The organism is Streptomyces manipurensis (assembly GCF_049570255.1).
Lineage (GTDB): Bacteria > Actinomycetota > Actinomycetes > Streptomycetales > Streptomycetaceae > Streptomyces > Streptomyces manipurensis.
Genome location: NZ_CP186950.1, coordinates 1,234,435 through 1,257,538, shown reverse-complemented (window position 1 = coordinate 1,257,538; position 23,104 = coordinate 1,234,435). Strand labels below are relative to the sequence as shown.

The window sequence follows — 23,104 nt, the reverse complement described above, 5'->3', positions numbered from 1 at the left end:
CGGTCGGCGGACGGGCGCGGTCGCCTCGTGCCTCGGCGGTGTGAGGTATGCGGTGTGCTGAGTGAGGTGTGGGTGGGCGAGGTGCCGTGGCTGCCCTACGGGCGCGGCAGCCGGAAGTGGTCGGCCCAGAACGCGCTCATCTCACCCACCCGGGCCGGCACCAGCGGGTGCTTGCCGCAGGCCGCCGCGAGATGGTCGAGGCGCAGCGCGATCATGCGTCTCGCCACGTCCGGGCGGGCGACGGGCGCGGGCTGTTCGGTCAGCTCGAAGGCCGGCCCGGCAGTCGTGCCCCGCCGCCCTGAGCCCATGGTGACCAGCAGCTCCGCCAAGGGGCGCATCATGCCGGTCATCATGTCGATGGCCGCGTTCATCAGGTCGGACCGGCGCAGGCTCTCGTCGGGGCGTTCACCGAAGTGCTGGGCCATGAGCTGCAGAGCCATGAAGTAGGAGCGGTCGAACAGCTCCATGACCGACCTGGCGTCGGGGTCGGTGACGGTCTCCGTAGCCGGATTCCCCTCCCTGAGGCTCGGGTTGCGCACGACGGGGTAGGCCGGGTTCCACCGTGCGACACCCCGGGACCCGCCCGGGGCCGGTGGGCCGCAGAGCAGCTCGGAGATCCGCAGGAACGAGGTGTAGTGCGACTCCTCACCGCTCCCGGGCTCGATCACCCCGCCCTCGCCCTGCTCGGTGATGACGTCGAGCGCGAACAGTGCGCTGGAGAGGTCGTCCACCTCCAACTGGTAGTCCGGGTGGTGCCGGTTGACCGACTCCCGCAGGAACAGGTGGTGCTCACCGCCCCCCCGTCCCCGGTCCACCATGAAGAGATCCGGGACCCGCTGCAGACCCTCCCGGATGTCCGCGTACAGCTCGCTCAGCGAGGCGTAGGGATGCCGGTCGTCGTACGCCGGCGGAGATGACGGAACGGCACCCCGACGCACGTCGCGGACCAGGCCCTCCGGCCGCTCGATCAGCACGAACCGCTCGATGCTGCCGAGCCCGAGTCCTTCCAGGGCGAAGTCCAGCGGAACCGCCAGCTCCTGGTTGATCGTGCCGAAGTCGATCCGGGGCACGTGGAACGGCTCGCCCACCGCGGTGAGGATGTTGTTGACGAGGAGGAAGTGGATCATCTCCTCGCGGGCGATGCCCATGAGCAGGCCGCGTATCCCCTCGTCGGAGGTCTCGCCGCCGTCGCCGCAGGCGAGCCGCAGCTGCTCGGGCGTCCACACGCCCCGCCGTACGTACTCCGCGCCGGCCCCGTGCGTGGGCACCGAGTATGCCGCGTACAAGTACTGGAGCATGACGGCGAGTTCGATCCCGGCGGCGTCGCGCAGCACCTTGACGAGCTGCGAGCGGGTGGAGATCCTCCCGCTCCCCCTGCCGGTGGCGGCCGCCGCGACCAGGACCTCGTCCGGTGTCTGCTGGGCGCGCAGGAACTTCAGCAGGAGCTGCGACTTGGGTGCGGACAGGTCCCGGGTCGGCGGCATGTAGTAGGTCTTCGCCCGGTTGCGCGGGTCGCACATCTGCCAGATCAGCTTCGCGTACGTCTCCACCTTGCAACGGTCCGCCAGGGCGAAGACCTCCGACTTCATGAAGGAGTACAGGTGCTCGTAGTACGCGAAGACCTCCCTGTACACCAGGTCGAAGGTCGCCTCGTCCTGGCCGAGGTCCGCGAGGTGCCAGTCGTCGGGAAGCACGCGCACCGACAGGTACCCGGCGCCGGGCCAGTAGCCGAGGGCGTCGTCGCGGTCGTAGCCGAGGGCCGCCGACCCGGGCAGCTCCGGGTCGCACGGCAGGTCACCCGCACCTGCGGACAGCAGGACACGCGAGGTGCCCGCCGTTGCGCCCCGCATGGTGAACCAGCCGTGGCCGTCGGCGTCGGTGTCCAGCACGCCGGCGCCCGACCACGTACCGGCGGCGTCCAGCCGCCCCGCGCGGAAGCGGACGATGTCGAGGTCGATGCTCCGCGCCTCGGGGGAGCGCGCGCGAGGATCGCGGGGAAGGGCCGCAGGATTGAAGAACTGCCGTACGCCGATCCCGGCGACGGGACCCGGACGGCCGCGCACGAAGGACCGGACGAGCACCTCGACGTCGTGGTCGGCGTCGGCCGCGTCCCGGGGGTGCTCCAGGAAGAGGCACGCCTCGTCCACCTGCAGGCTGATCTCCTTCTCGCGCAGATGCACGATCTGCCCGCCGGGGCCCGTGAGGAGCAGTGCCTCCTCGGCCGCGGCGGTCGCCGGCATCTCGCTCGGCACCGTCACCAGGCCGCCGGACAGGGCGAACTCCTCCCCGAGGTACGCCTGCCGAGGCACCCGGGCCACCAGCCGGCCGGTGCCTGCCGTACGCAGCTCCAGGTCGCCGACGTCGACCCGTGCGTGGGCCTGCGCGGTCGCGTCGGACGGGCTCCCCGGCACCGGGCCGACGGCGGGCACCGCGGTGATCATGTTGAGGGTGACGTGTTCGTCCGTCAGCTCGACGGAGAGGTTGTGCAGTGCGCCAGGGGCGTCCGAGTGCGTGCGGCGGTCCTGGACGAGGAGCCGGCCCGCCGGGTAGGTGCGCGGCTCGTGCGGGCTCCAGGGCGCGATCGTCCCGCGCAGCTGCCACCGGCCCGGCCGGTCCGGCGCTCGCGGGGCGGACAGCTGGCTGAGCGCGAACTGCACCACCAGCCCCCCCGCCTCCGCGGATTCGGTCGCGGCGCGCAGCCGCCGCACGGCCGGAGAGGTGGCCGACCCGTCGAGCCAGGCCAGTTCGTCCTCCTCGGCCACGACGAACTGGTGGACCACGGACCTGCGCAGCCGCTTCGCCATCCAGTGGTCGGCCACGTCGCGGACGTGGCCGCCGTTGTGCCACCTCGGGGGGTGGAAGCCGCGGACGCCTCCGGTGGCCATGTAGCCCACGTCGTGGGTGCGGCCCTCGCGGCCGAAGGCGAACTGCCCGACCATGAGCGTGGTGGTCCAGTCGCAGGACGGGTCGACGTCGAAGACACGGGCCCGGTTCACCGTGGTGGCGAGGTAGTCGTTGTAGTGGCCCCACATGTCGACAGCGCGTCCGACCACGGGGTCGGCTGTGTCGATCTCGCCGGCATGGCACTCGACGCCGACGATGTGCGCGTCGACGCAGAAGTGGCCGTTGCCCGCGAAGTCCTCCCCCTTGGCCGCGCTGAAGGGTCCGTCCGGCGACGGGCGGCCTTCGAGGTCGAACCTCGGGCCCAACCGTGCGAGGAAGTCGTGGTACTCACCGGGCGGCCGGTGTGCGGGGAAGGGGCGCCCGTCTTCGGTGAGCGCCGTGTTCGTCGCCAGGTCGACGAGTCCGCTCCGTGCGCCGGTGGGCAGATGAGTGGTCGCGGAGCCACGGAAGTGCAGCCGGGGCAGGTCGAATACGCTCATGCTGATCCGTTCGAGCGGCTCGGTCGGCTGGCGGCGAACACGCGGCTTTCCCGCGGCGCGTACCGCTCGATCTCGCGCGCGGCGTCGATCGCCGACTCGATCGCGCCCTCGATCCACGCGGGCTTCGACGAGCAGTGCTCGCCGGCGAAGAAGAGGCCCCGTTGGGGGCGGGCCGCCTCCTGGCGCTCCGCCTCGCGCAGGACGGCTTCCTGGTCCCATCGGACCGTGGCCGCCCCCCAGGACCATCGGTGCGCCCCCCAGGCCCGGCCCGCCACTTCCAGGATCATTCCGGGACGGCGCAACTCGGGATGCATCGCGCTCAGTTCGCGAATGATGACGGCGTTGCGCTCCGCCTCGCCCAGGTGGCCCAGAGCGTCGGCGTCCGGCCCGATGGAGTAGCTCGCGAGCAGTACCGCGCCGTTCGCGGGATCACCCTGCGCCGGCGGGTAGTAGGTCTGGCGCACGTGCCCGCCGGTGAAGGAGGCGCCGCCGCTGATCCCGTCCTTCTGCCAGAAGGGCTCACGGCAGTGGAAGGCCACCTTCGTCGCCGGCCAGTACTTCGTCTGACGGACGATGTCCAGCTTGTCCTGGTCGAAGCCGGACAGCTGCATCCTTCTGAGCACCGTGAACGGGATGGTGCACACCACGTAGTCGCACACCTTGGTGAGAATCCTGAAGCCCTGGCGGATTCGCAGTACCACCCTGTCGTCCCGTACGTCGATGCCCACCACCTCTTGTCCGGTCGTGATCTTTCCCCGAATCCGGGACGCGAGGCGCCGGGGGAGTACGTCCATGCCGTCCCGCAGCCGGACGATGCTGGAACTCGTCTCGTCCAGCACGTCGTCGAGAAAGCGGTCGAGGCGCGGCGGGCAGAACGACCGCACCTGGGGTTGGTCGGCGAAGAAGGCGTGCAGGTCGACCTGGTTTCCCGAGCTGCCGCTCCGGTACGGCGTGAGGTCGATCCGGTCGACGAGATTCAGCAGTTCCATGCTTATCTCGCCGTGCAGCCCGTCGTAGAACTGCCGTGGGGCGATGGCCCTTATGCTCGCGTCCAGCCAGGCGCAGAACATCAGGGTGTTGTCGCGGAAGTCGTGGTTCGGGAGCCCGGCGGCGAATTCCTTCACGAGGGTGTCGCGTGCGTCACGCACCCTCAGATAGCCGGTGGAGCTGGGCAGGTAGGCGGCCTCGTCCGAGAACAGCGTCCGGAACTCGCGCACCTGGTCCTGCAGTCCGAGCTCGTCGATGTAGCGCATCGTCAGCCGATGCGCGGCCGGTATCCGCATCGCACCGAGCTCGGCGAAGGGCCCGGAGCCGGAACCGCCCGGGAAGCGATGGGTGTGAATGCGGCCGCCGATATCGGGGCTTCCTTCGATGACTTCGATGTGGTGCCCGAGCCGCTCCAACTCGTATGCCGCCAAAAGACCCGAGATGCCGGCGCCGATGACGGTGACCTTCTTCGGTCCGCCGTCGGCGCCGTCCGGCCCGTCAATCTCCTGCGAGGGTGCCGTCATCAAGTCTCCTCCAGTACGCGATGTCCTAGGCCGGGAGCATGTCCTGGATGGACGCCAGCGCCCTTACCCGGTACCGGAAAGGCGATGCCGGGATTGCTTGTCGGGCCATGCTTGCGTGCGGGCAGTGGCGCCCGTATCCCCCAACGGCCCCCGGCACGGGTGGCTTGATCACCGGATCGGGTGACCGGTCAGGGCGCCGCGTCCACGGCAACCTGCGCGATCACGCAGGCTTTGCGCGCTGCGGCGTCCAGCGCCCCAGGAGGGGCAATGCTGACGTGCGTCCGCCGGTCGGCCCGGCACCGCGAGGCACCCGGGCGGACCGGGCGAGCGGACGGGACGGCCGGCCGCAACGGCGGCAAAGAACCCGACGGAGGCGACGTTGACGCGAGTGTTGATCGCAACCACACCGGCACCGGGACACATCGTCAGCATGCTCGTGGTCGCACGGGAGCTCGTCCGGCGCGGGCACGAGGTGCGCTGGTACACCGGTCGTGCCTTCCAGCAGAAGGTGGAGCAGACCGGCGCGCACTTCGAACCCATGGGCGAGGGAATCGACTTCGGCGGCAAGAGCCGTGAGGAGGCCTTCCCCGAGCACGCCGGGCTGACCGGTGTCGCCAGCTTCAAGATCGGAATCCGGGACATCTTCTACCGGACGGCACCGGGCCAGCTGGATGACCTGCTGGCCGTGCTCCGGCGCTTCGATGCCGACTGCATACTCGCCGACGACATGTGCTACGGCGCGTGCTTCGCCGCCGAGCACACCGGCATCCCGCTGGCCTGGCTGAACAATTCGATCTACATCCTCGGCAGCAGGGACACCGCCCCGCTCGGCCGCGGCCTGCGCCCGAGCGCAACTCGGCTCGGACGGGTGCGCAACACGATCCTCGGATTCCTCGGGGACCGGGTGGTGATGCGCGACCTGCGCGAGGAGGCCGACCGGACCCGGGCCCAGGTGAAACTGCCCCGACTGCGCACCGGCGCCATGGAGAACATCGCCCGCCCGCCGGCCCTGTACCTGATGGGAACCGTGCCCTCGTTCGAGTTTCCGCGCAGCGACCTGCTGCCGGGAACCCACTTCGTCGGCGGGCTCTTCGGGCCCCCGCCGGACCACTTCGATCCGCCCGCCTGGTGGGCGGAACTGCACGGCGGGCGGCCGGTGGTGCTGCTCACCCAGGGCACCACGGCCAACGACGTCGAATGGCTGCTCGCCCCCGCCGTCCGGGCCCTGGCCGACCAAGACGTCCTGGTCGTGGTCACCACCGGAAGCTCCCTGGACGTCGACCTGTTGGAGCCGCTGCCGGACAATGTCCGCCTGGAGCGCTTCGTCCCGTACCACCACCTGCTTCCGCACGTGGACGTGATGGTGACCAATGGCGGCTACAACGGTGTCAACGCCGCCCTCGCCCAGGGCGTGCCGCTGGTCGTCGCGCCCCGCTCGGAGGAGAATCCCGACGTCGCCGCCCGGGTCGCATGGGCCGGGGCCGGCCTCGTCCTCGGACGGCGGGCCGTGTCGGAAACCGGTCTGCGCGAAGCGGTCACCACCGTGCTGCACGACGAGCGCTACCGACGGCGCGCCCGCGCACTCGCCGAGGAACACCGCAGCCGCGACGCCTCGCAGCGTGCCGCCGAACTCATCGAGTCCATGGCCCAGTCCCAGGGCCAGATCCCCACCGGAGGTGTCACACGATGAACGTCACGACGAGGACCGGCTTGGCACAAGCCCCCGAGACCACCATGCCCACGGACCCGGGCCCCTTCGACTGCATGCCCGACCTGCTGGCCGCCGCGCGCGTGGCACCCGTCATCCGGATCCCGTATCTCGAACACCACGCCTACGTCGTGTGCGATCCGGAGCTGGTACGGGTCGCGCTCACGCACCCCAAGCTGCAGAAGGACATCTCGCTGGTCCCCGAGTGGATGCGCAAGCCGGGCCTGATGGTGGGCTCGCAGCCGCCTCCCGAGTACGCCCGCGCCATGATCATGAGCGACGGCGAGAACCACGCGCGGATCCGCCGGCTGCACGCGCCGGTGCTGAGCCCGCGCAACACCGAGAGGTGGGGCGAGCGGGTCAGCGTCAAGGTCGACGGATTCCTGGACGAGCTGGAGAAGGCGTCCGCCGAGGGTTCCGCCGAAGTCAACGTGGTGACGGACTACACGCACCGGATTCCGCTGGCGTTCATCTCCGAGATGCTCGGCCTCCCGCTCGCGGCCGAGCGCGAACTGCGCAGCATCACCGACGTCATGCTCTACTCCTCCGACTACCCGGCCCGGACCGAGGCGGTCGGGGCGCTGTTCGGCGCGGTGGAGGGCTGGGTACGCGACCCGGCTCCGCTGCGCGACGGGGTGATCACGGGGCTGCTGGCCTCCTCCGACGGGCCGGACGCCGCGGTCTCCGAGGGCGAGGTCGTCGTCTGGACGGTCGGAATGATCATCACCGGTTACGAGACGACCGGGAGCCTGATCTCCGCAGCGATCTACGAGGCGCTCAGGCGTCCGCCGCAGGAGCGGCCGCACACCGAGGAGGACATCGCGGCATGGGTCGAGGAGACCCTGCGGGTGCACCCGCCGTTCCCGCATCCGACCTGGCGCTTCGCCACCGAGGACCTCGACCTCGGCGGGTACCTGATCCCCGAGGGCGCCGCCCTCCAGGTCAGCATCGCGGCGGCGAACCGGGAACCGGGCGAGGAGGCCGACAGTTTCGCCGCGGAGCGAAAGGGCCATGGCCACCTGACCTTCGGCCTCGGCATGCACTACTGCATCGGCGCCTCCCTGGTCCGGCTGGAGGCACAGCTCGCCCTGCGCGGATTCCTGCACCGCTTCCCGCAGGCACGGCTGAGCACCGCCACCGGCGTCGAGTGGGAGTCGGAGTGGATGATCCGGCGGATGAGCGTCCTGCCGGCCGTACTCACCTGAGGGCGGGGCTCGCGCGGGAGCGGCCGCCGCGCGCAGCCCGGCGCCGAGGAAGTCCCGGCGCCGGGCATCCGCGAGGCCGGCGTCATGGTGGCGACTCGGCTTCCGAGGTCGAGGCCCCGGTCGGAGAGGGCGCACGGTTCGGCCCGGACGTCACCTGCCTCGCGCGGGAGGCCTCGCCGGACCCGGCCCACGCCGTGCTGATCTCCAGGGAGTGGAACCGGCCAGCCCGTCCGCTCGACGCCCCAGGAGCCCCTGGCAGCGCGCCCTGCGGGTGCCCGACCGCAAGGGCCACGACCGCCGCTACGGGTCACCGGGGCGGGGCGGACGCTATGCCCTGATCCGGATCAGGGCCGTACGGGACCTGATGTCCAGCTTGCGGTAGACCTGCCGCAGATGGAATCCCACTGTGTGCGGTGAGATGAACAGATGACGTGCGGCCTGCTGGTTGGTGAGCCCGTCGGCCACCAGCTCCGCCACCTTCCGTTCCGTCTTGGTGAGGCTCTCCCAGCCGGATGCCGGGCGCTTCGTGTGCGTCCAGTGCCGGCGCCGTACACCGAGCTGACGCAGCCGTGCCCGCACGCGCGCCGCATCGTGCTCGCCGCCGAGCACGCCGTACTCGCCCATCGAACGGTCCAGTTCGGCGATCGCGGCCTCCTGGTCGCCGCGGTCGAGCAGAAGGACCCCGAGGTCCTCGGCCGCCGCGGCGCGCGCCCACGGGTTCCGGTGCAGCTGTCCCGCCCCGGCCAGGGCGTCCGCGTCCTTGTCGACGAGCGCGCGGGCGTGTGTGGCCGCGGCGAGGACCGCGGGAACCCGCGGGTTGAGCACGCGGAGGCACTCCGCCGAGGCGGCCACCGTCCGGGCGACGTCCGGAAGGTCCGCCGCGAGCGAGGCACGCACGCACCACGCGGCGGTGGCCGGATCCGCCAGGAGGAGTGCGCGGAGCGTGTCGGCCCGTGCCGCGACCCCCGACAGCAGGTCCGCCACCGCCGCCATGTCCGCCTGGGCCTCGGCCAGCTGTGCGCTCAGCAGCAGGTGTGCGCCCTGCCAGGGGTTGGAGTCCTGCTGCGGGAATTCCTGCTCCAGGGTCTTCACGTGCACCGCGGCCTGGCCGAGCGCCCCTCGGCGCAGCGCCACCGCGCCGAGCACCAGCCACGCCTGCGGGGCGAGCATCGGCAGGCAGGGACCGTCCGTTCCGACCGCGTCCCTCGCGGCGGCCTCCGCCTCCTCCAGCCGGCCCCGGGCGAGCAGCAGCGGTGCCCGGAGCAGAGCGGGGGTGGCACCCGCCAGCGTCCTCGCCTCCGATACGCCGGTCCGCACGGAGCACTGGATGACCGCGTCCGCCTCCTCGTACTCGTCGGTCCGGGTGAGCGCGAAGGCAAGGAACCAGCGCGGATCGAGAAGCTGTACCTCCTCTCCCCGGCGATCGAGCGCGACGGCCTCGCGCAGCGTCCGGACCGAATCGCCCACCTGGCCGTCGCGCCACTGACCGAGCGCGTGATGGGTCATCGCGGCCACCCGCACGGACTGCGCGTGCCGATCGGGGGAGCGCATGATCTTCTGCGCCCGCTCGACCGCGGTGCTGTCGCCGGTCAGGTAGGAGGCGGCGAGATGAGTGATGACGGCCTCGTGCTGCTGGGTTCCGGCCTCCTGCCCGGCGAGCGCGTCGCGGGCGGACCGGCGGGCCGACCGGGTGTCTCCCCGCAGCAGCAGCGCGGCCGCCATCGAGGCCTGCAGCGCGGCGATGCCGTGGGCGAACGCCGCGGGCGGGCGCGCTGCCGCGAATCCGATGCTCTCCTCGATGGTGTCCTTGGCCAGGGCGATCGCCCGGTCCAGATCGCCGGCCCTGGTGAGCGCCCCGACCGCCGTCTTCGCGAACCGCAGACGCTCGGCCTGCCCGGGGGACACGAGCGCCATGCAGCGGATCGCCAGCGTCGCCGCGGTCGACGGATCGACGGCCAGCAGCCGCTGGGACCCCTCGGAGATGATGCGCAGCGCCTCCACGTTGCCGGGCTGGGCGATGTGCACCAGTTGAAGGGCGGCACGCTCGATGCCGTCGGGACGCGACAGCAGCATCTCCGCGGCCTGCCGGCGCAGCGCCGCGCGCACCGGAGGCGGCACCGAGTCGAGCAGCACCCGCCAGACCGGCTCGTCGCGGAACGAGAAGTCGTGCTCGCCGCAGACCAGCAGCCCCCGGGTGACCGCTTCGTCCACCACCGCCAGCAGGCCCACCGGCGCTTCGCCGAGCATGGCGGAGAGATCGTCCGGTGCGAACGGCGATCCGAGCACCGCCGCCAGCCGGAGAGCGGTCATCGTGGGCTCGGCGAGAGAGCTGAGATCCTCCCTGATCAAAGCGGAGAAACGTTTCGGCACCAGTGGAGGCACGCCCATGCTGTCCTCCGTCGAGGACTCCTGGGGCACGGTCGGCCGTAAGTGGGCGATGCCGTCGACGATATCGATGTCATCGTCCTCGGCAAGACCGCGCACCAGCTCGATCACCGCACGCGGTACGCCGTTGAGGCATTCCGCCAGGGCGAGCAGCGCCGGGGCGGGAGCGGCTCCGGCGTAGTCGGCGACCAGGCGGGCCAACGCCTCGCCCCGGAGCGGAGCGAGCTCCGGCACCGGTTCCACCGGGAGCCGGCTCCGGAGCCTGGCGAAGTGGGACCTCAGCGGCTCGGGCGGCGTGGAGCTCCGCTCCGAGGTGAAGGCGAGCAGCCACAGAATCGGGCGGTTCCGGCAGGCCACGACGAGGTCACCCAGCGCCTTGAGGGAGGAAGGGGGCACCAGATGGAGGTCGTCGAGCGTGACCAGGGTGCGGACGTCCTCGAGGTCGTTGCGCAGCCAGGTCTGCGCCGCCTCGATCACGGAGCAGGCATTGGGGTGCGGGAACGCCTGCTCGGCGGTGTCGGACGCGCGGGGGCGGGTACCGGCGGACGCGGTCCCCGGAGCGGCACCGGAACCGGCCGCGGCGCCATGGACGACCGCGAAACCGTTCCGGGAAGCGGCGTTGACGGCTTCGACCAGGAGGCGGGTTTTGCCCGCGCCGGGCCCTGCCCCCACCAGGAGGACCTGGCTCTGCCGGATGCCGGTGACGTCCTGCAGGCTCGCGCCTATCCGAGCCAGCTGTTGTTCCCGGCCGCGGACCTCCGGCAACGATCGTGCGTGAGGACCCATGACGCTCCAGATCAGAATTTCGAGGGGGGTACGGAGACGACTGCGTCGCGCCGGACGGGGCGCATGACCCACCGATGCGGGTACCGCCGGGGAAGGGTCCTGGCCCCCGAGGGGGAATGCCGGACCCTGCGGAACCGTGGTCCGGGGTCGCGGGGAGCGTGAGAACGTCGAGCGCGTGCGGGCGGAGGCGTGCACCGCCCGGTGCGGCCGTGGGCCTGCTCGGCGTCGGGCTCGCGCGCCGGCCGCGACGGGGCCGCCGCTCGTCCGGGCGAGGCCCCCCCGCGCGTCCGACCCGGACCACCTCCCCGGTCTGTCGTACCGTTCGAGAGCATGTGATCCCCCTCCCCGACACTCACACAGCTCCGGCTCGGTCTTCGGGCGCCCTTCAGTCAGACCTCTTGACATGCAGTTGACGAATGGTCACCCTACGCCGCATTCATGTCGCAACTCAATAATGCATATGCCGAATGCGGGGTGAATGGCTTGATATCTGCTCCCTTGTCCGGCGGCGGTCAGTAGACGGCTCCGATCCACATTTCGGGATCACCCAGCGTGCGAAGCTTCCCCTTGATGGTGGACACCTGGAGACTCGGACGTGAGGTTCCAGAGGAAGTAGTGCCAGGTGGGAGCCAGTACACGAAGCGGTTGTCGGCGGAGTACCGGCGGGACGCGATCGCGCACGAGATCGCCGTGCTCCACATCGCGTCCCGCGCGACATAAGGGGGCCGCGGATCCACGCCGAGCTGCGGCGTCTGGGCCGACGGGTGAGCCGCAAGCGTGGCGCCCGGATCATGCGCCAGGCCGGCTCCAGGGTGTCACCCGCCGCGAGCGGCGCTCGCTGACCCGAGCGGACAAGAAGGCCCGGCCGGTCCCGGACCTGACCGGCCGTGACTTCCACGCCGAGCCCCCTGGCACCAAGCTGGTTGGCGGCATCACCTGCCTGCCCACCGCCGAGGGTTGGCTCCACCTCGCCTGCTGGCCGGACCTGGTCACCCGTGAGATCGTCGGCTACGCCAGGGCCGACCACCACTGCGCCTTCCTCGTCACCGACGCCCTGAAGATGGCCCGCGGCCGGGCCCGACTCCGCCCCGGACGCGTCATGTACGGCGACTTCGGAAGCGAATACACGTCAGCCGCATTCCGCCACAAAGCGCTCCTCAAAGAAGAGATCGGCACCCGCCTCTGGCCCGCCGGGCCACCCCCCGCGCCGAGATCTTCGACTTCATCGAGACCCTTTACGACCGCCGCCGCCTGCGCAAGCACAGGGCCTTCGGCCAGGGCGCGTTTCTTTCGGATCATGAAAGTGGGCTGTTGGTCGATAAGATCGATGATCCGTGGGGTTAACGAGGGGGTGTGATGACGCTCGTCATCGAGCTGCGGCGCGGGGTCTCAACCGCTCGGACCGGACGGAAGCCAGGACCGCGTCCCGCAGCAGGGGCACTTGAGCGGATAGTTGTCGATGACGAGCTCTGGGCGGCCCTGGAAACGTTGGGCCGACACCGGCTGCCCACCCTGGCTGACGTCGATCCTTATGGGGACACCGTGCTGCGCGGTGAGGCAGTGGACCGCTTGGTACGGGAGCTGGAAGGTTCGGATCTTGCTCGGCTGGGGGACGCCGGGAGCCAAATCGTCTCGACGCTACTGGCCTGGGGTCTACGCTGCCGCGCGGACGGAGAACTGCGCATTGCCTTCTCTGGCGATTAGTCCGCCACTCTCCGATCATCTGATCGTTGGTCCGGGTGTGCCGTTGACTGACGCGCAGTGGGCGCGGATCGAACCCTTACCCGGACCGGACACCGCGGCGTGGAGGCCGGTGGCGGGATCACCGCCAGGTGATCGACGCGATCGCCTGGAAGTTCCGGACGGGATCGCAGTGGATCCATCTCCCTGAGAAGTACGGCAGCTGGCGAGGCGTCTACAACCGGCTGCGGATGTGGGCCATCGACAGCACCTGGGAGCGGGTGTTCACCGCGCTGGTCGCACAGGCCGACGCCGACGGCGACCTCAACTGGGTTGTCTCGGTGGACTCCACCATCGTGCGCGCACACCAGCATGCGGCTGGGGCTCGCAAAAGGGGCCCCAGCCAGCGAACCGACGGACCACGCCATCGGCCGGTCCCGCGGCGGACAGACCACGAAGATTCACCTGGCCTCCGATGCCCAATGCCGGCCACTGGCCTTCGTGCTCACCGCCGGACAGGCCGGTGACGCACCCGCCTTCGCTCACGTCATGGCCCGCCTTCGCGTTCCTCGACGGCGAGGGCGGCCCCGCACAAGGCCGGACGTGGTGCTGGCCGATAAGGCGTACTCCTCCCGCGCGATCCGTGAACACCTGCGCAAGCGCGGTATCCGGGCGGTCATCCCTGTGCCGGCCGATCAGCGCCGCCACCGACGGCGGCGCGGCAGCCGGGGCGGCAGACCACCCGCCTTCGACCGCGAGGCGTACAAGCAACGCAACACCGTCGAACGCTGCATCAACCGCTTGAGACAGTGGCGAGGCATCGCCACCCGCTACGAGAAGACCGCGACCATCTGCCTGGCCGGACTTCACATCGCGAGCATCTTCCTCTGGTCTGCGCGGTGATCCAAACGAAACGGCCCAGCTCACCCCGACCGAGACCAGGCAGTGGCATCAGCACGCCCTCGCAGCATGGACGTCGAGTGTCCGGGGTCACGGGGAAGCTTCCACCGCAGCCTGACCCCGGCCAACCCATCCACAGACCGTCCGGCTCCACCGAACGGCGCTGCCGCCTGCCCGGCTGAACGTTGATTCTCCGTTCGGCATCCCGGCCCGCACCGCCAAGCGGAAGGGCCCGCACTGCCGTGCGGGCCCTTCCGCGCCATCCCCTACTTTGCGGACGCACATACGCTGGTGGGGCGTGTCCCGCCTCCCCGGTGGGAGGCGAGGTGCTGCAATCAGGCGCTGGAAAACGCTGGATGGCGCTACCTGTGCAGTCCGGTTTCAGCCGCCGGATTCGCCCGCGTGCGGGCTCAGGACACCCATGCTGATCAGCACGAAGAGCAGGATGCCGAGGATGATCCGGTAGATCACGAACGGCATGAAGGACTTCGTTGTGATGAACTTCATGAACCAGGCGATCACCGCGTAGCCCACGAAGAAGGCGATGGCCGTCGCGAAGAGCGTCGGGCCCCAGGAGATGTGGCCCGGGGTCTCCATCACGTCCTTGATCTCGAACGCGCCGGAGGCCAGCACGGCCGGGATCGCGAGGAGGAAGGAGTAGCGGGCCGCTGCCTCACGGGTGAAGCCGAGCAGCAGGCCGCCGGAGATCGTCGCACCGGAGCGGGAGACGCCGGGGATGAGGGCCATCGCCTGGCAGAGGCCGAAGACCAGTCCGTCCTTGACGCCGAGCTGCTGGAGGGTCTTGCGCTCGCGGACCGCACGGTGCCGGCCGCCCTCCTCGTCGCGCGCGGCCAGCCGGTCGGCGACGCCGAGCACGATGCCCATGACGATCAGGGTGGTCGCCGTCAGCCGCAGGTCGCGGGCGGGACCCACGATCGCGTCCTTGAAGACCAGACCGAGGATGCCGATCGGGAGCGAGCCGACGATGACCAGCCAGCCCATCTTGGCGTCCTGCTCGGAGCGCAGCTCCTTGTTGAACAGCGAGCGGCACCAGGTGGACACGATCCGCGCGATGTCCTTGCGGAAGTAGATCAGCACGGCCGCCTCGGTGCCGATCTGGGTGATCGCCGTGAAGGCCGCTCCCGGATCGTGCCAGCCGGCGAAAGCCGCGGTCAGCCGCAGGTGGGCGCTGGAGGAGATCGGGAGGAACTCCGTAAGCCCCTGGACGAGACCGAGGATTAGGGATTCGAACCAGCTCATGTCGGGGTGCGCTCGTCCTTGTGATCGTCGGGCAGTTCGCCCCCGATGCTAGGGCCCGTGCGGAGCGCCGCTGACCACAGGGGGGTGCTGGGGCGTCAGTTCGTACGCCGGAGCGGCGCCCCCGGCGGGTGCCAGCCGGTGCCGTTTGCGCCATGCCACGACTCCCGCACCCACCACGGAGACCACGATGAAGCCGAAGGAGACGAGGAAGGCGGGCGATCCGGGGGAGGCGGCGCTGGCCCCCGCGACCACGTAGGCCGTGGTGTTCGGGACCACGCCGAGCGCCGTCGCGAGGAGGAACGGCCCCCAGCGGCACCGGGACACCGCGGCGCAGTAGTTGGCCACCACGAAGGGCACCCCGGGGAAGAGCCGCACCGCGAGCATCGAGCGGAAGCCGTGCCGGCTCAGCTGCCCGTCGGCCGCCTCCAGCAGACGCCCGCGCAGGAACGGACGCAAAGCCTCCTGCCCCATCACCCGGCCCAGACCGAAGGCGATGCCCGCGCCGAGCACCGTCCCGCCCACCGCCGCCACGAGGCCGAACTGCGTGCCGAAGACGGCTCCCGCGGCCAGGTTGAGCAGCGGGCGCGGTACGAAGGCGGCCGAGCACACGCCGTACGCGGCTGCGAACAGCAGCACCGCCGCGCCCACCGGGAGCCCGGGGGGCCAGCCCTCCGACAGGATCCGCTGGGGCTCGTACACCAGGACGCACACACCGGCCGTCACGAGCAGGACGGCGAGCAGCGTCAGCCGGGTCCACGGCGCGAGGAGGAGGGACATCCCGGGAGACTAGCCGACCCGGGGGACACGGCGCCGTAATCTGGGCCTCATGCTGTCGAACGGCACACGGCCCCCGGGGGTGCCCCCGAGCGCCCTCGCGGACACCCTCCTGGAGCGGCTGACGGCGGCGTACCCGGCGGCCGCCGACCCGGCCAGGGCCGCGGACATGGCCGCCTACATGAAGGACGTGGCCCCGTTCCTCGGCATCCCCGCGCCGCTGCGCCGGGAGCTGTCCCGGACAGTGACCAAGAACACTCCCCCGCCCTCCGAGGACGACTGCGCGGCGCTCGCGCTGGGCTGCTGGCGGCTGCCGCACCGGGAGTACCACTACTTCGCCGTGGACTACCTCCGCCGGCACGTCGGCCGGTGCTCCTCCGGCATCCTGCCCGTGGTCCGGCACCTGATCACCACCGTCCCCTGGTGGGACACCGTCGACCTGCTGGCCGCGCACACGGTGGGCCCGCTGGTCGCCGCGGATCCGGGACTGGTCCCGGTGATGGACGACTGGATCGGCGACGAGGACCTCTGGCCGGTCCGCACCGCACTGCTCCACCAGCTCGGCTCCAAGGGGGCCACCGACGCCGAGCGGCTCTTCCGTTATTGCCGGCGGCAGGCGGGCCACCCCGACTTCTTCGTGCGCAAGGCCATCGGCTGGGCGCTGCGCGCGTACGCGAAGACGGACCCGGGGGCGGTGCGCGCCTTCGTCGCCGCCGAACGGTCCGCACTGTCACCGCTGTCCGTGCGCGAGGCCCTCAGGAACCTCTGACCGCGGCGCAGTTCACGCCCCGGTAAATCGTTCGACGCGGACGGCGCGCTCCGGCAGGATCAGGGGCATGTCCCGGTTCGCCTTCCCCGCAGCGCCGTCCGCAGTCGCGGACGCGCCGAAGGCTGCCGCGTTCCCGGTCGTCCCCGCGGTCGCGGGCGCAACCGCCCCCGCCGCGTTCGACGGCGCACGAAGCTGACCCTTCCCGGATCGTCCGGCGGACCCCACAGGGGGAGGGTCGGCTCGGTTCCGGGGTCCCGTTCCGCTCACCAGCCACGGGAAGAAGATCATGGCCAAGACGGCCTTCGTGCGGACCAAGCCGCACCTCAACATCGGCACCATGGGTCACGTCGACCACGGCAAGACCACCCTCACCGCCGCCATCACCAAGGTCCTCGCCGAGCGCGGCGGTGCCTCCTTCGTGCCCTTCGACCGCATCGACCGGGCCCCCGAGGAGGCCCGCCGGGGCATCACCATCAACCTCACGCACGTCGAGTACGAGACCGACACCCGCCACTACGCCCACGTCGACATGCCGGGCCACGCCGACTACGTCAAGAACATGGTCACGGGCGCCGCCCAGCTCGACGGCGCGATCCTCGTCGTCTCCGCCCTCGACGGCGTCATGCCCCAGACCGCCGAGCACGTGCTCCTCGCCCGGCAGGTCGGCGTCGACCACATCGTGGTGGCGCTCAACAAGGCCGACGCGGGGGACCCCGAACTCACCGACCTGGTCGAGCTGGAGGTCCGCGAACTCCTCACCGCGCACGGCTACGGCGGGGACGCGGCGCCCGTCGTACGGGTCTCCGGGCTCGGCGCGCTGCAGGGCGACCCCCGCTGGACCGGGGCCGTCGAGGCCCTGCTGGACGCCGTGGACACCTACGTCCCGATGCCGGTGCGCTACACGGACGCTCCGTTCCTGCTGCCGGTGGAGAACGTGCTCACCATCACCGGGCGCGGGACCGTCGTCACCGGGGCCGTCGAGCGCGGCACCGTGCGCCCGGGCGACCGGGTGAGCGTCCTGGGTGGTGACGGGGAGCCGACCGAGACGGTGGTCACCGGCCTGGAGACCTTCGGGAAGCCGATGGAGTCCGCCGAGGCCGGGGACAACGTCGCGCTGCTGTTGCGCGGGGTGCCGCGCGACGGGGTGCGCCGCGGCCACGTGGTCGCCGCGCCCGGCAGCGTGACGCCCCGGCGCCGCTTCACCGCGCGGGTGTACGTCCTCTCCGGAGCCGAGGGGGGCCGTACGACGCCCGTGGCCGGCGGCTACCGGCCGCAGTTCTACATCCGCACCGCCGACGTGGTGGGGGTGGTGGACCTCGGGGCCGCGGCCGTGGCCCGGCCCGGTGAGACCGTCGAGATGACCGTCGAGCTGGGCCGGGACGTGCCGTTGGAGGCGGGGCTCGGCTTCGCCGTCCGCGAGGGCGGGCGCACCGTCGGCGCGGGCACGGTGACGGCCGTCCTGGACTGAGCCCGGCCCGACCGGGACCCCCCTGTGGTGGCGGCGCGCCCGCTGGGCGAGACTGCCGTCACCACAGGCACAGGGGCAGGCACGGGCGAAGGGGCGGACGGACATGGGCGGCGGGACGGCACTGGTCCTCGGCGGCGGCGGACTCACCGGCATCGGCTGGGAGTGCGGGATCCTCCACGGGCTCGCCCGCGCCGGCGTCGACCTCACCACGGCCGACCTGGTGGTCGGCACCTCGGCGGGTTCGGTGGTCGGCGCCCAGCTCACCTCCGGCCTGCTCACCGCACAGGAACTCTACGAGCGCCAGCTCGGCGACGCCTCCGGCGAGACCGTGGCGAGGCTCGGCGCGGGCACCCTCGCCCGGTTCGCCCTCGCCATGGCGCGCTCCCGGGGCGACGCGGCCGCCTACCGCCGCAGGGTCGGCGCCATGGCACTGGCGGCGGACACCGGGGCGGAGGCGGAGCGCCGCAAGGTGCTGGCCGCCCGCCTGGTCTCGCACGACTGGCCGGGCCGTCGCCTCGTGGTCACCGCGGTCGACGCGCTGACCGGCGAGCTGGAGGCGTTCGACCGGGAGAGCGGCAGCGGGCTGGTCGACGCGGTCTCCGCGAGCTGCGCGGTGCCCGGGGTGTGGCCGCCGGTGACGGTCGGCGGGCGCCGGTTCGTCGACGGCGGAATCCGCTCCGCCACCAACGCCGACCTGGCCGCCGGCCACGAACGGGTCGTCGTCATCGCCCCGATCACGCTCGGCTCCCGGCTGGTCCCGTCCCCGGCGGCGCAGGCGGCCCGGCTGCGCGCGGCGGGGGCGAAGGTACTGCTGATCACGCCGTCGGCCGCCGCCCGCAAGGCCTTCGGGCGCAACGTCCTGGACCCGGCCCGGCGGGATCCGGCGGCCCGCGCCGGACTGGCGCAGGCCGCCGGGCACGTGGCCGAGGCGGCCGCCGTCTGGTCTCCGTAGAGGAGGCGGGGCCGCGTCCGCGGCGGCCCCGGGCCCTGCCGGACAATGGTGCGGTGAGCGACGAACAGATCCCGGTCGTCCGGGACACGGTCCAGGGCACCGCCAGGCTGATGCCGGACGTGGACGCCGAGCGGGCCTGGCTGCTGACCGTCGACGGGGCCCCGCAGTCGTACGTGGACCTGGACGATCCGGAGCACCTGGAGTTCGAGTACGCACGCCGGCTGGCGCACGTCCTGGACTGTGCGGCGGAGCCCGGGCTGCCGCTGGACCTGCTGCACCTGGGCGGCGGCGCCCTCACGCTGCCCCGCTACGCCGCGGCGACGCGGCCCGGGTCCCGCCAGGACGTGGTCGAGTTCGACGCGGGCCTGGTCGGGCTCGTCGCCGAGCACCTTCCGCTGCCGGAGGGTTCCGGGGTCACCGTGCACACCGCCGACGCCCGCGCGTGGCTGGAGGCGGCGCCCCCGGCGAGCGCCGACCTGATCGTGGCCGACGTGTTCGGGGGCTCGCGGGTGCCCGCGCAGCTGACCTCGGTGGAGTACGCGAGGGCCGCGGCCCGGGCGCTGCGGCCGGGCGGGCTGTACGCGGCGAACCTCGCGGACGGGGCGCCGTTCGCCTTCCTGCGGGCGCAGCTGGCCAACTTCGCCGCGGCCTTCACGGAGCTGGCCCTCGTCGCGGAGCCCTCCGTGCTGCGGGGGAGGCGGTTCGGGAACGCGCTGCTGCTGGCCTCGGACGCGGCCCTGCCGGTGGCCGCGCTGTCGCGGAGGTGCGCGTCCGACGCCTTCCCCGCACGGGTGGAGTCGGGGGACGCGCTGGCGCGGTTCGTGCGGGGAGCGGAGCCGGTGGCGGACGCGGACGCCACCGCGTCCCCGCCGCCGCCGGCGGGCGCGTTCAGCGTGGGATGACCCGGCGGTGCGTGCGCCCGCCGGTCAGACGTCGGCGGGGCCGGGCACCGCGGCGGGCGCGGGGGCGGGGAGCGTCACCGACTTGGGGGCCGGGGGCCGACGGGTCATCCGCCGGACGTCCGGGACCAGCAGGACGAGCGCGGTCACGAGCACGACCAGTGACGCGCACCCCCACAGGGCCTCGGTGCGGCCGACGGCCGACTCGACCGGGCCGGCCAGGGCCGTGGCCAGGGGCAGCATCGAGACCGACCCGAACCAGTCGTAGGCGGAGACCCGGGAGAACTTCTCCTCCGGGATCTCCTGGTGCATCGTGGTCATCCAGTTCACGCCGAAGACCTCGATCGCGGCGCCGCTGACGAACATCACCGCGCACAGGCCCCACACGGGCAGCGGCACGGCGAGCCCCGCCGACGGCAGCGCCAGGGGGAACACGCACAGCGTGCCGATCAGCAGCAGCCGTCGCGGCTTCCACACCATCATCAGCACGGCCCCCGCGATCGTGCCCACCCCGAAGAAGGCCAGGGCAAGACCCCAGGGGGCCGGCCCGCCGAGCCGGTCCCGGGCGACCAGCGGACCGTAGACCGCCTCCGCGGCGCCGACCACGGCGACGACGACGGAGAACTGCAGGACGATGCTCCACAGCCAGGGGCGGGTGCGGAATTCCACCCAGCCCTCCCGCAGGTCGGCCAGCAGCCCGCCGCCCGGCGCCCGGTCCGGTACGGCGCGGACGTCGAGGAAGGCGCGCAGGGCGCCCGCGACGGCGAAGGCCGCCGCGTCCACGGCCAGCACCCAGCCCGGGCCCATGGCGGCGATCATCGCCCCGCCCAGGGCGGCCCCGCCGATGCCGGCGCCGTTCATGGCCATGCGGAAGAGCGCGAAGGCGCGGTTGGCGTGCTCGCCGGAGACGGTGGAGAGCAGCATGCCCTCGGCCGCGGGGTTGAAGAAGGCGGTGCCGGTGCCGCACAGGGCGGTCAGCAGCATCATCTGCCAGAGCTGGGGGTCGCCCGCGAGCACGAGCGCGGCGAAGACGGCCTGCGAGACGCAGTTCAGGGCGTTGGCGGCGACCATCACGTGGTGGCGGGGGATCCGGTCGGCCACGGCGCCGCCGATGAGCAGGAAGAGGACCAGCGGCACGGTCCGCGCGGCCGCGACCAGGCCCACGTCGCCGCCGGACCCGCCGGCCTCCAGGACGGCGAAGGCCGAGGCGATGAGCGCTCCGTGACTGCCGAGGTTCGTGACGACCGCGGCGCCCGTGAGGAGGGTGTAGTTGCGGCCGGCCCAGGCAGGGCGGCGGCGGGGCGCGGGCGTGCGGGGCAGTGCGTCGGGAGGAAGGCTCACCCCCGGACTATCCCCGCCCCGGGCCCGGAAATCCAAACGGATTGCCTGCCCGGGGCGGGGACGCGGTGCACGCGTACGGCGTCAGCCGGTGAGCCGGACGGAGCTGAGGACCTTGTCGGAGACGTCCGTCGCGACCTCCTCCTTCACGCCCGCGGCGCTGATGAGCGCGAAGCTGGCGAAGTCGCCGACGGCGTTCTTGAAGGCGAAGCCGACGGCCTTGCCGTCGGTGGAGCACTTGTGCTCCTTCTTCACGCCCGCCGCGGTCGCCACCACCGTGTGGCCCTTGAGGCCGGAGGAGGTCGTGTACTCCTTCGGTTCGGTCACCTTGACCGTGCCCTTGGGCTCCTTCTGGGCGAAGCCCGCCCAGACCCAGGTGCCCGTGTTGTCGCGGGCGGCCTGGCCGGTGTCCTTGGCGCCCTGGGCTCCCTTGACGCCGGCGTCGGCGATGGAGAACTTCTCCATGCTGCCGTCGGCGTTCTTGTCGACCGTGCACCACTCCTGCTTGAGGGTGGCCGTTCCCGTCATGGTGATGACGGGCTTGCCGTCGTTCTTGACCTCGTCGTCGTAGAAGAGGATCACGCCGGACTCGTTGACGTTCCACTCGGGCGGCACGTCGTAGGCCACGCCGTACTTGGTGTTGACGACGACCTTCCAGCCCGGGATCACGGGCTTCAGCTCGCCGCCGGCCCGCGGGTTGGGGCTGCTCCCGGCCGGGGCGGGGGTCTCGGCGGGGGGCGCGGAGGAGCTGGCCGGCGGCTTGTCGTTGGCCTCGGTCTGCTTGTCGTCGCGGGTCAGCACATAGGCGCCGGTGGCGGCGGCCGCCACGACCACCGCGGCGGCGGCGACGATCGCCACGGTCTTCGTCGAGTAGGGGCTGCCGCCGGATCCCTGCGGAGGCTGGGGCGGCTGAGGCTGCTGGGGCTGGCCCCAGGGCTGTCCGGGCACACCGCCGGGCTGCTGGTAGCCCGGCTGCTGCGGGTAGCCGTAACCGGGCTGCTGCTGGTACGGGTTCGGCTGCTGCCCCGGCTGTCCCGGAGGCTGCGCGTACGGGTTCTGTTGCGCGTCCTGAGGGTTCTGTTCGCCCCCGGGCGGCTGCTGCTGTCCTGGCCACATGGCCGGTAACGATAGTGGGAGCGGTCCGGGGGAGCCACGGCCGCCCCCCGGTGAGCTCTGGCCAACGGGGCCTACCCGTGGGTAACATCGCGTTCCATGAGCGCAGACCAGATGAACGTGGGCGAACTGCTCGCGGCGACCGTGCCGATGGCCCGGACCCTGAACCTCCAGTTCCTGGAGACCACCCCCGAGCGTGCCGTCGTCCGCCTCCCGGACCAGCCCGACTACCACAACCACGTCGGCGGCCCGCACGCCGGCGCCATGTTCACCCTCGCCGAGTCCGCGAGCGGCGCCATCGTCCTGGCCGCCTTCGGCGACCAGCTCTCGCGCGCCGTGCCCCTCGCCGTGAAGGCCGAGATCGGCTACAAGAAGCTCGCCAAGGGCGTCGTCACCGCCACCGCCACCCTGGGCCGCCCGGCCGCGGAGGTCGTGGCCGAACTCGACGCGGGCGGCCGCCCCGAGTTCCCCGTCACCATCGCCATCCAGCGCGAGGACGAGGCCGTGACCGGAGAGATGACCGTGGTCTGGACGCTGCGGCCCCACGCCTGACCACCGGTGCCCGCGCGTGCCCGCCGCCCCTCCCGGGGCCGCGGGCACGCGCCGTTTCGGGCCCGGGAGCCCGCCCCGGCGCTAGAGTCCCTCGCACGACGATGGGATGGAGGGGGTACCCGTGGCCAAGGTCAACATCAGCCTCGACGCCGAACTCGTGGTGGAGGTGATGGTGCTCGCCGGGGTCGGCTCCCCGCAGGACGCGGTGGAGGCGGTCGTACGGGACTACATCGCGCGCGGGCACCGCACCGAGGCGCGGGTCCAGCTGCAGGACGAGCCCGGACGCAAGAGCGAGAGCCTGCCCCCGCCGCTGCCGGAGGGCTGAACCTGGGCGCCGCCGGTGGCGCGTCTGTGCGGGCCCCGCCGCGCCGCGGCGCACAGTGGCCCGGGGAGCGGTCCGGCGCGGACCGCTCCCGCCCCG

Annotated in this window: 16 protein-coding genes and 1 pseudogene; 10 read left to right on the top strand and 7 right to left on the bottom strand. The window is 72.1% G+C overall.

Features of this window, described 5'->3' with window-relative positions:
* Nucleotides 1-95: 95 nt before the first annotated feature.
* Both ACPU2J_RS05805 and ACPU2J_RS05800 read right to left on the bottom strand, forming a co-directional pair.
* Nucleotides 96-3,383, bottom strand: coding sequence for a ferritin-like domain-containing protein (locus tag ACPU2J_RS05805; protein ID WP_423832898.1), 3,288 nt, complete (start codon nt 3,381-3,383; stop codon nt 96-98).
* Entirely contained in the window at nt 3,380-4,894 is a 1,515-nt protein-coding gene (locus ACPU2J_RS05800; protein ID WP_423832897.1) for a flavin monoamine oxidase family protein, read from the bottom strand. The genes ACPU2J_RS05805 and ACPU2J_RS05800 overlap by 4 nt, the downstream gene beginning before the upstream one ends.
* A 430-nt stretch (nt 4,895-5,324) precedes the next feature.
* On the opposite strand from ACPU2J_RS05800, the gene ACPU2J_RS05795 reads away from it, so the two are divergent.
* Both ACPU2J_RS05795 and ACPU2J_RS05790 read left to right on the top strand, forming a co-directional pair.
* Complete coding sequence (locus ACPU2J_RS05795; RefSeq protein WP_423832896.1) at nt 5,325-6,584, top strand: glycosyltransferase; 1,260 nt, start codon at nt 5,325-5,327, stop codon at nt 6,582-6,584.
* Entirely contained in the window at nt 6,581-7,807 is a 1,227-nt protein-coding gene (locus tag ACPU2J_RS05790; RefSeq protein ID WP_420081459.1) for a cytochrome P450, read from the top strand. Before ACPU2J_RS05795 ends, ACPU2J_RS05790 begins: the two co-directional genes overlap by 4 nt.
* A gap of 327 nt (nt 7,808-8,134) precedes the next feature.
* Here the strand turns inward: ACPU2J_RS05790 and ACPU2J_RS05785 are convergent, their stop codons facing one another.
* The gene (locus ACPU2J_RS05785; protein ID WP_423832895.1) at nt 8,135-10,978 is read right to left on the bottom strand and encodes a LuxR C-terminal-related transcriptional regulator; all 2,844 of its coding nucleotides are present in this window, start codon (nt 10,976-10,978) and stop codon (nt 8,135-8,137) included.
* A 622-nt stretch (nt 10,979-11,600) separates the two neighbouring features.
* Between ACPU2J_RS05785 and ACPU2J_RS05780 the strand changes: the two genes are divergently transcribed.
* Both ACPU2J_RS05780 and ACPU2J_RS05775 read left to right on the top strand, forming a co-directional pair.
* The gene (locus tag ACPU2J_RS05780; protein ID WP_423832894.1) at nt 11,601-12,335 is read left to right on the top strand and encodes a DDE-type integrase/transposase/recombinase; all 735 of its coding nucleotides are present in this window, start codon (nt 11,601-11,603) and stop codon (nt 12,333-12,335) included.
* 369 nt (nt 12,336-12,704) lie between these two features.
* Nucleotides 12,705-13,561 (top strand): annotated as a pseudogene (locus tag ACPU2J_RS05775) (IS5 family transposase).
* 378 nt (nt 13,562-13,939) lie between these two features.
* On the opposite strand, the gene ACPU2J_RS05770 reads toward ACPU2J_RS05775, so the two are convergent.
* The gene (locus tag ACPU2J_RS05770; protein ID WP_420081461.1) at nt 13,940-14,818 is read right to left on the bottom strand and encodes an undecaprenyl-diphosphate phosphatase; all 879 of its coding nucleotides are present in this window, start codon (nt 14,816-14,818) and stop codon (nt 13,940-13,942) included.
* 48 nt (nt 14,819-14,866) lie between these two features.
* Entirely contained in the window at nt 14,867-15,595 is a 729-nt protein-coding gene (locus ACPU2J_RS05765; RefSeq protein ID WP_365080884.1) for a TVP38/TMEM64 family protein, read from the bottom strand.
* Between the two features lie 49 nt (nt 15,596-15,644).
* On the opposite strand from ACPU2J_RS05765, the gene ACPU2J_RS05760 reads away from it, so the two are divergent.
* The 4 genes from ACPU2J_RS05760 (at nt 15,645) to ACPU2J_RS05745 (ending at nt 19,683) form a co-directional block, all read left to right on the top strand.
* Complete coding sequence (locus ACPU2J_RS05760) at nt 15,645-16,361, top strand: DNA alkylation repair protein (RefSeq protein ID WP_423832893.1); 717 nt, start codon at nt 15,645-15,647, stop codon at nt 16,359-16,361.
* Nucleotides 16,362-16,647: 286 nt separating this feature from the next.
* Nucleotides 16,648-17,829, top strand: coding sequence for an elongation factor Tu (gene tuf / locus ACPU2J_RS05755; RefSeq protein ID WP_365494949.1), 1,182 nt, complete (start codon nt 16,648-16,650; stop codon nt 17,827-17,829).
* 103 nt (nt 17,830-17,932) lie between these two features.
* Nucleotides 17,933-18,781, top strand: a complete 849-nt coding sequence (locus tag ACPU2J_RS05750; RefSeq protein ID WP_365138578.1) for a patatin-like phospholipase family protein — start codon at nt 17,933-17,935, stop codon at nt 18,779-18,781.
* A gap of 110 nt (nt 18,782-18,891) precedes the next feature.
* Nucleotides 18,892-19,683: a spermidine synthase gene (locus tag ACPU2J_RS05745; protein WP_423834934.1), complete on the top strand. Its 792-nt coding sequence runs from the start codon at nt 18,892-18,894 to the stop codon at nt 19,681-19,683.
* Between the two features lie 24 nt (nt 19,684-19,707).
* Here the strand turns inward: ACPU2J_RS05745 and ACPU2J_RS05740 are convergent, their stop codons facing one another.
* Both ACPU2J_RS05740 and ACPU2J_RS05735 read right to left on the bottom strand, forming a co-directional pair.
* Nucleotides 19,708-21,021 carry an MFS transporter gene (locus ACPU2J_RS05740; RefSeq protein ID WP_420081463.1) on the bottom strand — a complete coding sequence of 438 codons (1,314 nt, stop codon included), beginning with the start codon at nt 21,019-21,021 and terminating at the stop codon, nt 19,708-19,710.
* Nucleotides 21,022-21,102: 81 nt separating this feature from the next.
* Nucleotides 21,103-22,134: a hypothetical protein gene (locus ACPU2J_RS05735; protein ID WP_420081464.1), complete on the bottom strand. Its 1,032-nt coding sequence runs from the start codon at nt 22,132-22,134 to the stop codon at nt 21,103-21,105.
* A gap of 96 nt (nt 22,135-22,230) precedes the next feature.
* On the opposite strand from ACPU2J_RS05735, the gene ACPU2J_RS05730 reads away from it, so the two are divergent.
* On the top strand, nt 22,231-22,683 hold the full coding sequence (locus ACPU2J_RS05730; RefSeq protein ID WP_420081465.1) for a DUF4442 domain-containing protein: 453 nt from the start codon (nt 22,231-22,233) through the stop codon (nt 22,681-22,683).
* Between the two features lie 121 nt (nt 22,684-22,804).
* Nucleotides 22,805-23,008 carry a type II toxin-antitoxin system VapB family antitoxin gene (locus ACPU2J_RS05725; RefSeq protein ID WP_360870013.1) on the top strand — a complete coding sequence of 68 codons (204 nt, stop codon included), beginning with the start codon at nt 22,805-22,807 and terminating at the stop codon, nt 23,006-23,008.
* Nucleotides 23,009-23,104 lie beyond the last annotated feature (96 nt).

Coding starts and splice junctions, on each gene's coding strand:
- ACPU2J_RS05805 (WP_423832898.1), bottom strand. CDS start 3,383: ATGAGCGTATTCGACCTGCCCCGGCTGCACTTCCGTGGCTCCGCGACC.
- ACPU2J_RS05800 (WP_423832897.1), bottom strand. CDS start 4,894: ATGACGGCACCCTCGCAGGAGATTGACGGGCCGGACGGCGCCGACGGC.
- ACPU2J_RS05795 (WP_423832896.1), top strand. CDS start 5,325: ATGCTCGTGGTCGCACGGGAGCTCGTCCGGCGCGGGCACGAGGTGCGC.
- ACPU2J_RS05790 (WP_420081459.1), top strand. CDS start 6,581: ATGAACGTCACGACGAGGACCGGCTTGGCACAAGCCCCCGAGACCACC.
- ACPU2J_RS05785 (WP_423832895.1), bottom strand. CDS start 10,978: ATGGGTCCTCACGCACGATCGTTGCCGGAGGTCCGCGGCCGGGAACAA.
- ACPU2J_RS05770 (WP_420081461.1), bottom strand. CDS start 14,818: ATGAGCTGGTTCGAATCCCTAATCCTCGGTCTCGTCCAGGGGCTTACG.
- ACPU2J_RS05765 (WP_365080884.1), bottom strand. CDS start 15,595: ATGTCCCTCCTCCTCGCGCCGTGGACCCGGCTGACGCTGCTCGCCGTC.
- ACPU2J_RS05760 (WP_423832893.1), top strand. CDS start 15,645: ATGCTGTCGAACGGCACACGGCCCCCGGGGGTGCCCCCGAGCGCCCTC.
- tuf (WP_365494949.1), top strand. CDS start 16,648: ATGGCCAAGACGGCCTTCGTGCGGACCAAGCCGCACCTCAACATCGGC.
- ACPU2J_RS05750 (WP_365138578.1), top strand. CDS start 17,933: ATGGGCGGCGGGACGGCACTGGTCCTCGGCGGCGGCGGACTCACCGGC.
- ACPU2J_RS05745 (WP_423834934.1), top strand. CDS start 18,892: ATGCCGGACGTGGACGCCGAGCGGGCCTGGCTGCTGACCGTCGACGGG.
- ACPU2J_RS05735 (WP_420081464.1), bottom strand. CDS start 22,134: ATGTGGCCAGGACAGCAGCAGCCGCCCGGGGGCGAACAGAACCCTCAG.
- ACPU2J_RS05730 (WP_420081465.1), top strand. CDS start 22,231: ATGAGCGCAGACCAGATGAACGTGGGCGAACTGCTCGCGGCGACCGTG.